The organism is Kitasatospora sp. NPDC002543, assembly GCF_053594915.1.
Map to the genome: position 1 here is coordinate 170040 of NZ_JBSFWR010000002.1, position 13663 is coordinate 183702.

The window sequence follows — 13663 nt, forward strand, 5'->3', positions numbered from 1 at the left end:
GGGAGCGCGGCCGGGGGCGGGCGTGGTTGGATGCGGTCGTAGCGTGGAACACCGACCCGGGGCACCGGGCCCCGAACGCCGTCCGAGGCGGGACGGGCACGGTGGCACGGGACTTGAGCGGACGACGACGGCAGGGACGAACGTGAGGATCTTCCACCGGGCACGGCACCGGCCGTCCGCCACCTGGCGGCAGACGACCGACCGGGCCTTCACGCTGATCGGCGACGGCCGCTACGAGGACGCCGGCGCGCTGCTGGTGATGGCCGCCGACCTGGAGCCGTGGCTCTCCGACTCCTGGTTCAACCTCGCCCTGCTGCACAAGTTCCGCCGGGACTGGGAGCAGGCCCGCTCGGCCGGCCTGCGCGCCGTCGCCCTGCTGGACCGCGAGCACGGCGCCCCCGACTGGTGGAACCTCGGCATCACCGCCACCGCCCTGCAGGACTGGCCGCTGGCCCGCCGCGCCTGGCAGGCGTACGGACTGAAGCTGCCCGGCGGCCCCGGCGGGCAGCAGGACGGCCCGGTCAGCCTGGACCTCGGCACCACGCCGGTGCGGCTGTCCCCGGAGGGCGAGTCCGAGGTGGTCTGGGGCCGCCGGCTGGACCCGGCCCGGATCGAGGTGCTGTCCATCCCGCTGCCGTCCTCCGGCCGCCGCTGGGGCGAGGTGGTGCTGCACGACGGCGCCCCGCACGGCGAACGGGTCACCGACGGTGTCGCCTACCCGGTGTTCGACGAGATCGAGCTGTGGGCGCCGTCCCCGGTGCCGACCTACGTGGTGCTGCTCCAGGCCGCCACCGCGGGAGACCGGGACGCGCTGGAGCAGCTGGTCGCCGACGCCGGCTACGCGGCCGAGGACTGGACCTCCTCGGTGCGGCTGCTCTGCCGGGCCTGCTCGGAGAGCCGGATGGCCTCCGACGACGGTGTCGCAGCCCACCACGACCCGCACGACGACGGCGACGCCGCCCACCCCGGCCACCTCAGCCACCTCAGCCAGGGCGGCGCGGCCGGGATGTCCTGGCTGGTCGAGCGCGAGTGCGGGATCGCCGCCCCGGCCCACCTCGTACGCACCCTGCTGGACCGCTGGGCCGCGGCCGCCCCCGGAAGCCGGGCTTACCGGGATCTCGAAGAAGTGTGCTGAGTACCCTGGTGAGGTACGCGTAGACCTATGGAAGCGGAAGACATGGCGGAGCAGCACGGGCACAACCACGACCACGACCACGAGCACGACGTGGAGGGGGCGGCGCCCGAGGCGCCCGTGAAGGTGATCGGCGAGGAGCCCGACCTCAGCAAGGGCACCGCCCGTCCGATCACCGTCGTCGGCAACCCGGTGCTGCACCGCGAGGTCAAGGACGTCACCGTCTTCGACGACGAGCTGTCCGCGCTGATCGACGACATGTTCCAGTCGATGTACGCCGCCGAGGGCGTCGGCCTCGCCGCCAACCAGATCGGCGTCGACCTCAAGGTCTTCGTCTACGACTGCCCGGACGACGAGGGCGTGCGCCACATCGGCCACGTGATCAACCCCGTGCTGGAGGAGTACCCGGCGGACCGCCGCCGCGACCTGGACGACGGCAACGAGGGCTGCCTCTCCGTCCCCACCGCGTACGCCGAGCTGGCCCGCCCGGACTACGCCGCGGTCACCGGCGTCGACAAGAACGGTCAGCCGATCCGCGTCGAGGGCACCGGCTTCTTCTCCCGCTGCCTCCAGCACGAGACCGACCACCTCTACGGCACCCTCTACATCGACAAGCTGTCGAAGCGGGACCGCAAGGACGCCCTGCGGCAGATGGCCGAGGGCACCCCGAAGTACGCGACCGTGGCGAACGACTGACGGTCCGTCGTGCACGAGGGCCGGGACACCGCGGGTGTCCCGGCCCTCGGCGTTCCGCCGGCCGCGCCGGACCCGGCCGGCGGCCTCGCGGGCGACCGGCTCCGGGGCGACCGGGTAGTCCCCGACCTGGCCGCCGGATCGGTCACGGGCTGAAGGCGCGCACCCGCGGCCCCGGACGTCCCCGGTGTCCGGGAGGGCGCGGCGATCCGTGTGGGGCGGCGGTCCGTGCGGGGAAGTCACGTCCGTCCGGGTGAGGTCCGGGTGGGCATCAGGCGGGCAGGGGCCGCTCCGGCTCCGGCTCCGGTTCGAAGGCGCGGAAGAGCGAGAGGTCGGGGGTGCGGCCGCGGATCGCGGTCCAGGCCTCGTGGAAGTCGCGCCGGACCTCGGACGGCGGCCACGGGGCGGGCCGCAGCTCCGGGGGGAGGAGCGGATCGAGCTCCAGGGCGTGGGTGAAGGCCTCGGCCAGGCGCAGCGCGGTGGCGACGAGCTCGACGGAGCCGCGGTCGGGGCCGAGGGGTTCCTCGGCCAGCGCGTCGGCGAGGGGCCGGTAGGCCTCGACCGTCCCGGCCGCCGGCCAGAGGTGTTCCGCGGTGGCGCCGGGGCCGGTGAAGCCCCGGCCGGTCAGGCGGGTGGCCTCCGCCGTGACCAGGTAGGCGTCGACGGTCGCCGCCGAGGCCTCGGCGGCCAGTTCGTCGAGCAGGTCGTGCGGGCTGACGTAGGCGCCGGGCGCGAGCGGTGCGGCGCCGAGCCGGGTCAGCGCGGTGCGCAGGGCGTCGCGTTCCGACCGGTGGCGTTCGGGGACGGAGAAGGTGTAGAGGCGCCACAGCCCGTCCCAGGGGGCGAGGCCGGCATCCTGCGCGTAGGCGAGGGCGACGAACCGGACGTCCAGGTCCGAGCGGATCCTGCCCCGGTCGGTCAGGACGAGCCGGCCCTTGCGGCCCCGCCCCTCCTGCCGCAGGACGCCCGCCGCCTCCAGCCGGCGAACGGCCAGCCGTACCGGCTGGTCCGACAGCCCGGCCGCCGCGGCGACGTCGTAGACGTAGTCGAGCGGGGCCGTGCCCTGCGGATCGAAGCAGGCCTCGACGACCGTACGCGGCGCGGGTCGGTACGGCGCGGCGTTCTGTGCGGACACGGGAGACCTCGGTTCTCGATCGCGCGCCCCGGGGGTGGGGCCGTCCGGTCAATGTGCCACATGCGGCACGCGGGAGCTCAGGCGCCTTCCCAGGGGTAGCCGTGGCGGCGGAAGGCCGAGGCGATGGCCGCCCGCCGGCCCTCGACGTCGTCGTCGAAGAGGACGCGGCCGAGCGGTGACTCGATCCGCACCTTGCCGCCGTGGCGGAAGACACCGCCGACCTGGTCGCGGGTGATCACCCGGCTGTCATCGCCCTCGACGACGGTGATGCTCTCGTCCGAGATGCGCAGCGTGGCGGCGTGGTAGGTGACGAAGAGTCCGACCAGGAGCCCGACGGCGGCGAGCGCCACCGGTCGGCCGATCACCATGGCGGGGGAGGTGAACGAGCCCAGGAACCGCACGGTGTCCGCGTAGGGGATCGGGTGCCGGGCGGCGAACTGGAGCAGCCACGGGACGGCGAAGCCGAGGCCGGCGCCGACCGCGGCGCAGAAGGCCCAGATGACCACCTTGGTGTCGAGGGGCATCCGGAGCTCGGTCACGGCGGACTGGGCATCGGTTTCTTTCATCATGCATACGACCGTAGCAGCTGCGATAGATTTCGGCGATCGGCGGAGCGTTCCGGGGCGGGGGCCGGCGCCGGTGTCACGTTTCCGGCGGCTCCCCGGTCCACCTGTCGAGTGCGGCCGCCGCAGTCAGTGCCGCTGCCGACCGAGAGAGGGGACATGACCATGGAGACCCTGACCGTCCGACGCGTCATCGCCGCACCGATCGAGGACGTCTTCGACTGGTGCGCCACCACCACCAACTACACCCGCTCACCGCTCATCCTCCGGGCCCGCCTCGCCCGCCCCGGCGCCGCGGCGCCCTACGGGGTCGGGGCCGTCCGGCTGCACACCTGGGCGATCGGCTGGTTCCGCGAGCGGGTCACCACCTACGACCGGCCGTACGGCTTCGACTACACGGTCGAGCGCAGCGTGCCGCCGTCCCGGCACGAACTCGGCCGGATGACCTTCACCGAGGTCCCCGGAGGAACGGAGGTCGCCTGGACGACCACCTTCCAGGTCCGCCTGCCCTTCGGCGCGACCCTCACCCGGGTGCTGGCCAAGCCCCTCATCGCCCACACCTTCGCCCGCATCCTCGCCGCCGCCGACGCCGACCTCACGGCCGGACGCCGACCCTGACCCCCGCCCCTGATCGCCGCCCCGCGGGCGTCAGCCGGTCGGAGCCGGGCAGGGGAGGCCCGGCCAGGCCCTGTTGGGGCAGACGATCACGTAGTGGCCGGACCAGCGGCTGTCGGAGACCCAGCGGGACCACACCACGTCGGATTCCTGGGCCAGTTGGTCGAGCGCGGACTGCCGACGGGCGGCGACCGGGAGCCAGGGTTCACCGCCGGGGGTGTGCTCCTCGTAGCGGTTCACCAGCCAGGTGACCGCATCGGCCGGCGTCGTCCAGGTGCCGCGGACCTGGGCGGCGGGCCGCAGCAGCCACCAGCCCGTCATCATCGGCGGAAGCTCGGAGAGGCGGAACCCCGAACCGTCGACCGGCCGGCGCTCCGACTCCCTCGCCAGGAGCCGTCCGTCACCGGCCCACTCGTAGCCGTGGAAGTGCAACTGCGCTTCTCCTCAGTGGCGTTGGCGCCCCGTCCGCCCGCACGGGACTGCGGGCGGACGGGGCGCAACGGAGGTCAGGCCGAGAGCCCGAACCGCGCCGGGTCGATCCCGGCCGCGGCCAACTCCTCGGCGCTGAACAGCAGGGGCTCGCGGTCGGGACGCTTGCTGTCGCCGAGTGCGAAGACGCCGTGCGTCACCAGGCCGAGGGTCACGCACGACTCGCCGTCGTCGCCCCCGCCCTGGTTGCCGCCGCACGCGCGGTTGAACTCGACCCGGGAGAGGTCGAGTTCGTACAGGTTGTCGTCGGTCATCGCCTGCACCTTCCGGTGTCGCTTCGGGGCGGCGAGGAGCGGCCCCGCCCCGCCCAGGACTTGGGCGGAGGAATGAGGGGGAGAGGACGGTCAGCGCCAGAGGCTGATACGGGTGGTGAGCTGGTCGGCCGGCACCTGGCGCGGCGGCGTGTCCGGCTCGAACAGCGGCCGGACGAGGGCCCGACCGTGCTCCGCACCGACCAGCTCGACCAGGCGCCCGGTCGCCAGATCCTTCCGCACCGGGTTCTCGTCGATCCGCGCCATGAGCTCCGCATGCGTACGGCGGCGGTTGTTTTCGGCCGGCTGTGCGAAACCCGCAGCGGACATGGAGGACTCCCGTGGCTCTCTGACTTTCTCTGCCGAGCCACCAAATTACGGCCGGAAGAGGCCTATTCCGGCGCGCTTTCCTGTTCCCGAAAGAACTCGTCCCGGATTCTTCCGGCCATCTCCCGCATGGCGTCTCCGAAAAGTGCCGCTCTTTCGAACCGGTCGAACCGGTCCAGGTACAACTCCACGTCTCTCGGTTCGCTGGTGGTGACCTCCGCGTGCGGGATCTCCACGATGACCAATCGGTTGTCGAAGACGACGAACGACGAGGAAGGCGGTTCTGCCATGTGGGTCGAGAGCGGCACGACACCGATCCGGACGTTCGGGAGACGGGAGAGAGCGATGAGCCGGTCGAGCTGGACGGCCATCGCGAGTGGGGAGAGGAGCCGCCAGCGCAGCACCGATTCGGTGATCACGTACCGGAAGGACTTGGACGGCTCGAACAGTACGGCTTGCCGCTGGATTCGGGCGCCGATGGTCTGCGACAGAACCTGCTCTGTCAGGCCCTTCGTGCTGAGGATCGCCCGGACATACTCCGGTGTCTGGCACAGGCCAGGAATGCAGGACGGCTGGAAGATCCGTTGAACAGTGGTTTCGGCTTCGACGGCACGGATGGCGTCCTGGTGCAAGTGAAAGCCGCTGCGGCGGTACAGGCGCCAGGCTGTGGCTTCGGTGGCTTCTCTCCGCGCAGTCTCCACGAGTCCTGCCCGGACTTCATCCGGCACTCCGATGGCAGTCAGGATGCGGTCCACATCCATTGCCGTCGGGGCGATCTTCCCGGTCTCGATGCGGCTCAGCTTGGACGCGGACATGGCAGCGCTGCGGGCGACTGCTTTGGCCTCTTTCCCGCTGGCCTTCCGCAGCTCCCGCAGCGTGCTACCGATTTTTCCCCTCACGTGTTTCCGTGCCGCTCCCACCACTCAGCGAAGGGCTCGGCGTGGCTCAGGGCCGCATCTCGCAGTCGGAGCCACTTCTGCGCATCGGGCTCTTCCTCTGCTCCGAGGAATCCACCTTCATTGTCGTAGGCCATCGACACGGTCCTGGACTCGTCGAACATCCAGAAGTCGGGGACGCCTTCGAGTGGGTTCGGCTTGTCGGTGATGTCGAGGATGAAGAACTCTTCGCCTGCGGTTGCGTTCGTCCGGTAGCCCCAACCCAGTTCGAACTGGAGGTAGCGGGTGAGCGGCCGGGTCAGGACGTGGACGCGGTACATCCGGCGGCCGGCGTCGGTGTTGCGCCGGACCCGTGTCAGCCACACGGCGTTGTAGTCGGCCGGCTGCGGCTCTCCGGCCAGGAATGCCTGGTAGGCATCGACGCTGCCGGACTTGCCGTAGTCGTCCAGTGTCTCCAGCCGGAACGCTTCCAGCTGGAAGCCGTCGAAGAGTGCGCCGAAGGCGTCAGGAGAGATGGTCACGGGCAACCCTCACCAGGAGATCGATCGGAATGCGTACGGCAGTTTCGGCTTCGGGCAACCGCATCGTTGCCAGGGCTTCCGGGTCCTCCACCCGGAAGCCCTGAACGACCAGTTCTCCGGTGTCGGTGGCATAGATCGTCGGGCACGGCCCGTTGTCGCAGGAACTGTCGAGTTCGGTCAGCTTCACGGCTGCGTCCTCCCCTTGGCTGCTTGTTCCATGTTCCCGACATCCCGAGTGCGGGGTCAAGAACGTGATCTTTCGAGAACGGGAAATCGGGACGATGGGTGGCCGCCCCGCTCGGCGTGGATGCCGGGCGCGGCGGGGGTTGTTCAGGGCTCGCCGTTGGTGGTGATGGTGATCGGGTGGGCCGTCCGGTCGGTCATCTCGCCGATGCGGAGGATGGTGCTCCAGGTGCCGCTGTGGGCGAGGCAGTTGGCGGCTCCTTGTGCAGCCGGACCCTCGTGCGCAGGAAGTCGGCTGGTCCGACTTCCTGCGCACGAAGGGCCGTGGGATGTTCGCCCCTCAGGAAAACCCGAGGGGCTTCCCGACGGTGGGAGGCCCACTCGTGCAGCCGACATGGAAGCCCTGCGGGCGATGGTCCCGGCCGTCTTGTCCGAGGCGATTCGCAGCGCCCGCAGGGCTTTGCCCAAGTCGTTGTGATGTCCCCCGCTCAAGCTTCCGTGTACTCCCCGAAGGTGACGGCGCTGGCCAGGGCGATGGCTCGGTACTGCTGGTACTCGGGGAGGCGGTTCTCGGGTAGGAGTTCGGCGCCGAGGAACCGGCCGGCGTCGGTGTAGTGCATGCGGTAGACGTAGACGTCGTCGAACAGCCAGAAGTCGTGGTCGGGGAGCCCGGCGACCTCCTGGCGGGCCGTGTCGATGATGCCGATCGACTCACCGGCCTTGATGTTGCCGGGGTACGACGCCAACTCGTACCGGAGGTAGTCCGACAAGGGGGACCGGAGGACGTGCACCCGGGCCACCTGCTTGCCCAGGTCCGTCATCGAGCGGACCCAGGGGTTGTCGGAGGACTCGGGTGGCAGTCCCTTGCCGGCGAGGAAGTCGGCGAACTCCTCACGTTCCTCGTCCACGTCGTAGACGGCCAGCGTTTCGAGACGGAAGGCCGTTCGTTCGAAGGTCTCGAAGAGGCGGCCGAAGTCTTCACCCTTGAGCACGGAAGTATCCCTCCAGGATCGCGGCGGGGATCACGACCGCGGACTCACCGTCCGGCAGGTTCAACTCCGCCAGGCGGCGCGGATCGGTGATCACGTATCCCTGGGCCGCGTAGTCCCCGTTCTCGGTGCCCCAGAGGGTGGGGCAGTTGCCGTTCTTGCAGGACCCTTCCCCCGCCAGCCAACGCAGCATCATGTGCCTCCAGTCGCCAGTGGTTCCTGTTTCGCTCGATGCCCCTGATCCCACCTGCCCAGGGTCAAGAACCTGATCTTTCCAGAACGGGAAGGCGGTCGGGCCGTCCCCGCCCGGCGTGAACGCCGGGCGGGGACTGGGGAGTTCAGGGCTGCGGGGCGGTGGTGGTGATGGTGATCAGGTGGGAGGTCCAGTCGGTCATCTCGCCGACGTAGAGGGTGACGCTCCAGCTGTCGTTGCGGGAGAGGCAGGTGGCGATGCCCTGGCCGCCGCCCGGACCGATGCAGATCCGGATGAAGTCCCGGTGGGCCTCCCGGATGGGGAGCTTGCGGACGCGCTCCCAGAGGACGGGAAGGGCGTGGTCGAGGCTGGGGAAGTCGGTGGGGAGCATGACGCCGGCGATCCCGGCCCGGACGGCGGTCACGCGGCGTCCGCCTCGGGGGAGACGTGGCACCAGACGTACTTCCCGACGCCACCCTTGCGCGGGCAGCAGCCCCACTGGGTGGCCAGCTGCTGGACGAGGAACAGGCCCCGGCCGGTCTCGGCGGAGGTGGAGGCGGGGCGGAGGGAGGGCTTCTCGCTGTCGGCGTCGTGCACCTCGATGCGGAGGGTGTCGTCCGGAAAGAGTCGGAAGCGGACGAAGATCAGCCGGTCGCGCGGGGCGCAGGCGTGCCGGACGGCGTTGGTGACCAGCTCGCTGACCAGCAACTCCCCGGTGAAGACGAGGAGTTCGCCGGAGGGGTGAGGGAGGAGGAAGTCGTGGAGTTCCCAGCGGGCGGTGCGGGGGGCCTTGCGGTGCCGGGGCAGCCAGCAGGTCCGCTCGGTGGGGATGGGGGAGGGGGAGAGGTCTTCAGGCATGGCGGGGCCACCTCTGGAGTGTGCAGGTGAGAGCAACTGAAGAAGGCATGGGGATGCCCGGGTGGCTGGCCCGCCATGATCACAATGTGTCGACCTGCGGGCTACGGTGAGTAGCATGCTCCTGGGAACTTCCAAAGTGCAAGTCCCCACTTTGGAAGTGATCAAAGATTGTTGTCGATGCCTGACAGGGGCAGACTGACAGCTCACAGAAGTGGGGAGGTCGCGACGGTGCCCGTGAACAAGAACCCGACGGTTCGGCAGCGGCGGCTGGCTCGAACACTCAAAGAGCTGCGAACCGGGGCTGATCTGACGATTGCCCAGTCGGCTCGGCAACTTGCGTGCGCCGAGAGCAAGATCAGTCGTATCGAGGCCGCCCAGTCTGGCATCCGGTTGGTGGATCTCCGGCTGCTGCTTGATCTGTACGGGGTGACGGACTCGGAGGCCAGAGGTCGGTTGGAGCTTCTGTCGCGCGAAGGTCGCTTGCGCGGATGGTGGGATCGCTACTCGGAGGCCTTGTCACCGTTGTATGCCGACTACATCGCATTGGAGTCCGATGCGTCGGACATGTACAGCATCCAAACTCTGTTGGTGCCCGGGATCCTGCAGACTGAGGACTACACCAGGGCTGTCGTGAGGGCGCAGATAGAGGATGCGACTCCTGACCAGATCGAGACCCTGACGAAGGTTCGCCAGGAACGTCGCTCAGTGTTGACGCGAGATGCGCCGATGCGGGTGTGGGCCGTGCTCTCGGAATCTGCGCTCAGGCATCAGGTCGGTGGGTCGTCGGTGATGCGCGAGCAGCTTCGGTCCCTCGCGGCTTCCGCTGAGAGCCCCAACATCAACGTCCAGGTCCTGCCGGAGGCGTCGGAGATCCACGCCGCGCTCTTCGGACCGGTCACTATCCTCAGCTTTCCGGAGGTGGCCGAGACGGACGTGGTGTATGTCGACAGCCTTCTCAGCACTCTGTACATCGAGGAGCCGGACGAGGTCTTCAAGTACGCGAACCTGTTCCGCCGAGCCCTGGCGGAGTCACTGCCCCGCAACGAATCGATCGCGCTCATCGAGCGCATCGCGAGTGAGAAGGTCTAAATCGTGAGCGAGTTCTTGCCAGATGGTGCCTCAGGACTTGAGTGGCACAAGTCCTCGTTCTCGGGTGCGCAGAGCGAGTGCGTCGAGGTGGCTGTTGGCCTGCTCGATGCCGTACCAGTTCGTGACTCGAAGGACCCGGGCGGGCCGGCGCTGCTCTTCCCGGCTGATGCCTGGTCGTCCTTCCTCTCCGGGGTCAAGTCCGGGGAGTTTCCGACCGGCTGAACCTACAGAGGTGCCCCGCACGGCCACAGCCGTGCGGGGCACCTCTGTCATTCGTTCTGTTCTTCCTAGAAGTCGTCGTCGAAGGCGACGGTGCCCTCGACGGCGACCTGGTACGCCGACACCCGGCGCTCGAAGAAGTTGGTCAGCTCCTGGACGTTCTGGAGCTCCATGAAGCCGAACGGGTTGGTCGACCCGTAGCGGATCGGCAGGCCGAGCCGCGCCAGGCGCTGGTCGGCGACGGCCTGAAGGTACTCGCGCATGGACGCGGTGTTCATGCCGGGCAGGCCGTCGCCGCAGAGGTCCTGGGCGAACTGGAGCTCGGCCTCGACGGCCTCCTCCAGCATCTCCGTGACCTGCTTGGCCATCTCGTCGTCGAAGAGGTCGGGCTCCTCCTCGCGGACGGTGTCGACCACGGACATCGCGAAGTCCATGTGCATGGACTCGTCGCGGAACACCCAGTTGGTGCCGGTCGCCAGGCCGTGCAGCAGGCCGCGGCTGCGGAACCAGTACACGTAGGCGAACGCGCCGTAGAAGAAGAGGCCCTCGACGCACGCCGCGAAGCAGATCAGGTTCAGGAGGAACGCGCGGCGGTCCTCCTTGGTCTGCAGCGACTCGATGTGGTCGACCGCGTTCATGTACTTGAAGCAGAACTGCGCCTTCTGGCGGATGGAGGGGATGTTCTCCACCGCGGCGAAGGCCGCGTTGCGGTCCTCCGGGTCGGGCAGGTAGGTGTCCAGCAGCGTCAGGTAGAACTGGACGTGCACGGCCTCCTCGAACAGCTGGCGCGACAGGTACAGCCGCGCCTCCGGGGAGTTGATGTGCTTGTAGAGGCTCAGCACCACGTTGTTGGAGACGATCGAGTCACCGGTGGCGAAGAACGCGACCAGTCGCCCGATGAGGTGGCGCTCGCCCTCGCTGAGCTTCGCCAGGTCGGCGACGTCGGAGTGCAGGTCCACCTCCTCGACGGTCCAGGTGTTCTTGATGGCGTCCCGGTACCGGTCGTAGAACGACGGGTAGCGCATCGGGCGCAGGGTCAGCTCGAAGCCGGGGTCGAGCAGCATCTTCTGGCGGTCGTCGGACATTACTGGCAGGCCTCGCAGGACTCGGGGTTCTCCAGGGAGCAGGCGATGGCGGCTTCCTGCTCCGGGGTGAGGGAGGGGGTGTTCACGGGCACCGGCGCCGGCGCGGCGGCACGGGCGGTGCCGGACGCGGCCTGGGCGATGCGGGTGGCCGGGCGCGAACGCAGGTAGTAGGTGGTCTTCAGGCCGACCTTCCACGCGTAGGCGTACATCGAGCTGAGCTTGCCGATGGTCGGCGCCGCCATGAACAGGTTCAGGGACTGGCTCTGGTCCAGGTACGGCATGCGGGCCGCGGCCAGGTCGATCAGCGCGCGCTGCGGCAGCTCCCACGCGGTGCGGTACAGCGAACGCACCTCGGCGGGCAGCCAGTTGAGCTCCTGGACGGAGCCGTTGGCGTCGCGCAGGGCGTCGCGGGTCTGCTGGTCCCAGACGCCGAGCTCCTTGAGCTCGCGCACCAGGTACGGGTTGACCTGGAGGAACTCGCCGGACAGCGTCTCGCGCTTGAACAGGTTGGACACCTGCGGCTCGATGCACTCGTAGACGCCGGCGATGGAGGCGATGGTCGCGGTCGGCGCGATGGCCAGCAGCAGCGAGTTGCGCAGGCCGGTCTCGGCGATCCGGGCGCGCAGCGCCGTCCAGCGGTCGGCCCACTGCGGGGCGGCCGTCGGGAAGTGGTCGATGTGCAGCTCGCCGCGGGCGGCGCGGGTCTCGCCGTACGCCTCGTGGCGGCCGAGCTGCTCGGCCAGGTCGGCGGAGCGCTCGTAGGCGGTGAGCATGATGCGCTCGGCGATGAGGGTGGAGAGGACCTTCGCCTCGGCGGAGTCGAAGTCGATCCGCAGCTGGAAGAAGACGTCCTGGAGGCCCATCACGCCGAGGCCGACCGGCCGCCAGCGGGAGTTGGAGGTGCCCGCCTCGGTGGTCGGGTAGAAGTTGATGTCCACCACGCGGTCGAGGAAGGTGACGGCGGTGCGCACGGTGGCGTCCAGCCGCTCCCAGTCCATGGCGCCGATGAGGTCGGCGGCCGTGGCGCCCGGGGCGACGTGGGCGCCCAGGTTGACCGAGCCCAGGTTGCAGACGGCGGTCTCGGAGTCGTCCGTGACCTCCAGGATCTCCGTGCACAGGTTGGAGGAGTGCACGGTGCGGCCCGGCAGGGCGGTCTGGTTGGCGGCGCGGTTGGAGGCGTCCTTGAAGGTCATCCAGCCGTTGCCGGTCTGCGCCAGGGTGCGCATCATGCGGGCGTACAGGGTCTGCGCCGGGATGGTGCGGACGGCCTTGCCGGCCAGCTCGGCCTTGCGGTAGGCCTCGTCGAAGTCGGCGCCCCACAGGTCGACCAGCTCGGGCACGTCGGCCGGGGAGAACAGCGACCAGTCCTGGTTGGCGTTGACCCGGCGCATGAACTCGTCCGGGATCCAGTGGGCCAGGTTGAGGTTGTGGGTGCGGCGCGCCTCTTCGCCGGTGTTGTCGCGGAGCTCCAGGAACTCCTCGATGTCGGCGTGCCAGGTCTCCAGGTAGACGCAGGCCGCGCCCTTGCGGCGGCCGCCCTGGTTGACGGCGGCGACCGAGGAGTCGAGGGTGCGCAGGAACGGCACGATGCCGTTGGACTTGCCGTTGGTGCCGCGGATCAGGCTGCCGCGCGAGCGGATGCGCGAGTAGGACAGGCCGATGCCGCCGGCGTGCTTGGACAGGCGGGCGATCTGCGCGTAGCGGTTGTAGATCGAGTCCAGGTTGTCCAGCGGCGAGTCGAGCAGGTAGCAGCTCGACATCTGCGGGTGGCGGGTGCCGGAGTTGAAGAGCGTCGGCGAGGAGGTCAGGTACTCCAGGCGGCTCATCAGGCCGTACAGCTCGGCCACCTCGCGCACCGACTGCTCGCTGTCGCCGACCGCCAGGCCGCAGGCGACGCGGAGCAGGAAGTGCTGCGGGGTCTCGATCACCTTGCGGGTGATCGGGTGGCGCAGCAGGTAGCGGGACTGCACGGTGCGCAGGCCGAAGTACTCGAAGCGGTCGTCGCCCGAGGGGTCGATCAGCGCGTCCAGGGCGGCGGCGTGCTTGGCGACGAACGCGGCGGTGGTGTCGCCGATCAGGCCCTCGGCGTGGCCGACGGCGATCGAGGCGGAGAAGGACACCGAGCCCTGGCTGTTCGCCTCGTCGACGATCTCCAGCGCGAGCAGGCGGGCGGCCAGCTTCGAGTACTGGGGGTCCTCGGCGATCATCGACGCGGCGGCGTCCACGGCCAGCCCGCGCAGCTCGGCGAAGTCCGAGCCGGCGTGGCGGCCGCGCAGTGCGGCGGCGGCGACATGGCCGGGGTCGACCTCGGTGAGGTCGGTGCTGCGGTCGGTGAGCAGCCGCAGCAGCGCGCCCCCGGGGTCGGAGACCGTCGGGTCGGTGAAGGCGGTACCGGAGCCCTGGGCGGGCAGGGTGGCTGAGGCAG

General features: G+C 69.8%; 19 protein-coding genes. 5 read left to right on the forward strand and 14 right to left on the reverse strand.

What is annotated here, in order from left to right; translation table 11 throughout:
• Positions 1-142: 142 nt before the first annotated feature.
• Positions 143-1135 (forward strand): tetratricopeptide repeat protein, encoded by a 993-nt coding sequence (locus ACWD4P_RS01840; RefSeq protein WP_449778217.1) that lies wholly within the window; start codon positions 143-145, stop codon positions 1133-1135.
• Positions 1136-1177: 42 nt separating this feature from the next.
• The gene (def, locus tag ACWD4P_RS01845; protein ID WP_359818526.1) at positions 1178-1828 is read left to right on the forward strand and encodes a peptide deformylase; all 651 of its coding nucleotides are present in this window, start codon (positions 1178-1180) and stop codon (positions 1826-1828) included.
• 268 nt (positions 1829-2096) lie between these two features.
• Here def and ACWD4P_RS01850 read toward each other — a convergent pair whose 3' ends face one another.
• On the reverse strand, positions 2097-2960 hold the full coding sequence (locus tag ACWD4P_RS01850; protein WP_449778218.1) for a PaaX family transcriptional regulator C-terminal domain-containing protein: 864 nt from the start codon (positions 2958-2960) through the stop codon (positions 2097-2099).
• A 77-nt stretch (positions 2961-3037) separates the two neighbouring features.
• On the reverse strand, positions 3038-3529 hold the full coding sequence (locus tag ACWD4P_RS01855; RefSeq protein WP_449778219.1) for a YqeB family protein: 492 nt from the start codon (positions 3527-3529) through the stop codon (positions 3038-3040).
• Between the two features lie 159 nt (positions 3530-3688).
• On the opposite strand from ACWD4P_RS01855, the gene ACWD4P_RS01860 reads away from it, so the two are divergent.
• Complete coding sequence (locus ACWD4P_RS01860) at positions 3689-4141, forward strand: SRPBCC family protein (RefSeq protein ID WP_449778252.1); 453 nt, start codon at positions 3689-3691, stop codon at positions 4139-4141.
• Positions 4142-4171: 30 nt separating this feature from the next.
• On the opposite strand, the gene ACWD4P_RS01865 is transcribed toward ACWD4P_RS01860, so the two are convergent.
• The 10 genes from ACWD4P_RS01865 to ACWD4P_RS01910 all read right to left on the reverse strand — a co-directional run bounded on the left by ACWD4P_RS01865 (position 4172) and on the right by ACWD4P_RS01910 (position 8845).
• Complete coding sequence (locus tag ACWD4P_RS01865) at positions 4172-4570, reverse strand: hypothetical protein (RefSeq protein ID WP_449778220.1); 399 nt, start codon at positions 4568-4570, stop codon at positions 4172-4174.
• Positions 4571-4644: 74 nt separating this feature from the next.
• Positions 4645-4881 carry a DUF397 domain-containing protein gene (locus tag ACWD4P_RS01870; protein WP_449778221.1) on the reverse strand — a complete coding sequence of 79 codons (237 nt, stop codon included), beginning with the start codon at positions 4879-4881 and terminating at the stop codon, positions 4645-4647.
• Positions 4882-4971: 90 nt separating this feature from the next.
• Complete coding sequence (locus ACWD4P_RS01875; RefSeq protein WP_449778222.1) at positions 4972-5208, reverse strand: hypothetical protein; 237 nt, start codon at positions 5206-5208, stop codon at positions 4972-4974.
• 62 nt (positions 5209-5270) lie between these two features.
• Positions 5271-6104, reverse strand: coding sequence for a helix-turn-helix domain-containing protein (locus tag ACWD4P_RS01880; RefSeq protein ID WP_449778223.1), 834 nt, complete (start codon positions 6102-6104; stop codon positions 5271-5273).
• A complete protein-coding gene (locus ACWD4P_RS01885; RefSeq protein ID WP_449778224.1) occupies positions 6101-6622 on the reverse strand; it encodes a DUF6879 family protein in 522 nt (173 codons plus the stop codon). Before ACWD4P_RS01885 ends, ACWD4P_RS01880 begins: the two co-directional genes overlap by 4 nt.
• The gene (locus tag ACWD4P_RS01890; RefSeq protein ID WP_359818549.1) at positions 6606-6809 is read right to left on the reverse strand and encodes a hypothetical protein; all 204 of its coding nucleotides are present in this window, start codon (positions 6807-6809) and stop codon (positions 6606-6608) included. Before ACWD4P_RS01890 ends, ACWD4P_RS01885 begins: the two co-directional genes overlap by 17 nt.
• A 484-nt stretch (positions 6810-7293) precedes the next feature.
• The gene (locus ACWD4P_RS01895; RefSeq protein WP_449778225.1) at positions 7294-7797 is read right to left on the reverse strand and encodes a DUF6879 family protein; all 504 of its coding nucleotides are present in this window, start codon (positions 7795-7797) and stop codon (positions 7294-7296) included.
• Entirely contained in the window at positions 7784-7990 is a 207-nt protein-coding gene (locus ACWD4P_RS01900; protein WP_449778226.1) for a hypothetical protein, read from the reverse strand. Before ACWD4P_RS01900 ends, ACWD4P_RS01895 begins: the two co-directional genes overlap by 14 nt.
• A gap of 142 nt (positions 7991-8132) precedes the next feature.
• Entirely contained in the window at positions 8133-8411 is a 279-nt protein-coding gene (locus ACWD4P_RS01905) for a hypothetical protein (RefSeq protein WP_449778227.1), read from the reverse strand.
• Positions 8408-8845 (reverse strand): ATP-binding protein, encoded by a 438-nt coding sequence (locus tag ACWD4P_RS01910; RefSeq protein ID WP_449778228.1) that lies wholly within the window; start codon positions 8843-8845, stop codon positions 8408-8410. The genes ACWD4P_RS01905 and ACWD4P_RS01910 overlap by 4 nt, the downstream gene beginning before the upstream one ends.
• A 228-nt stretch (positions 8846-9073) precedes the next feature.
• Between ACWD4P_RS01910 and ACWD4P_RS01915 the strand changes: the two genes are divergently transcribed.
• Positions 9074-9934 carry a helix-turn-helix domain-containing protein gene (locus tag ACWD4P_RS01915; RefSeq protein WP_449778229.1) on the forward strand — a complete coding sequence of 287 codons (861 nt, stop codon included), beginning with the start codon at positions 9074-9076 and terminating at the stop codon, positions 9932-9934.
• Between the two features lie 3 nt (positions 9935-9937).
• Complete coding sequence (locus tag ACWD4P_RS01920) at positions 9938-10156, forward strand: DUF397 domain-containing protein (protein WP_449778230.1); 219 nt, start codon at positions 9938-9940, stop codon at positions 10154-10156.
• A gap of 65 nt (positions 10157-10221) precedes the next feature.
• Here the strand turns inward: ACWD4P_RS01920 and ACWD4P_RS01925 are convergent, their stop codons facing one another.
• Both ACWD4P_RS01925 and ACWD4P_RS01930 read right to left on the reverse strand, forming a co-directional pair.
• Complete coding sequence (locus ACWD4P_RS01925; RefSeq protein WP_359818564.1) at positions 10222-11238, reverse strand: ribonucleotide-diphosphate reductase subunit beta; 1017 nt, start codon at positions 11236-11238, stop codon at positions 10222-10224.
• Positions 11238-13649 carry a ribonucleoside-diphosphate reductase subunit alpha gene (locus ACWD4P_RS01930; protein WP_359818637.1) on the reverse strand — a complete coding sequence of 804 codons (2412 nt, stop codon included), beginning with the start codon at positions 13647-13649 and terminating at the stop codon, positions 11238-11240. Before ACWD4P_RS01930 ends, ACWD4P_RS01925 begins: the two co-directional genes overlap by 1 nt.
• Positions 13650-13663 lie beyond the last annotated feature (14 nt).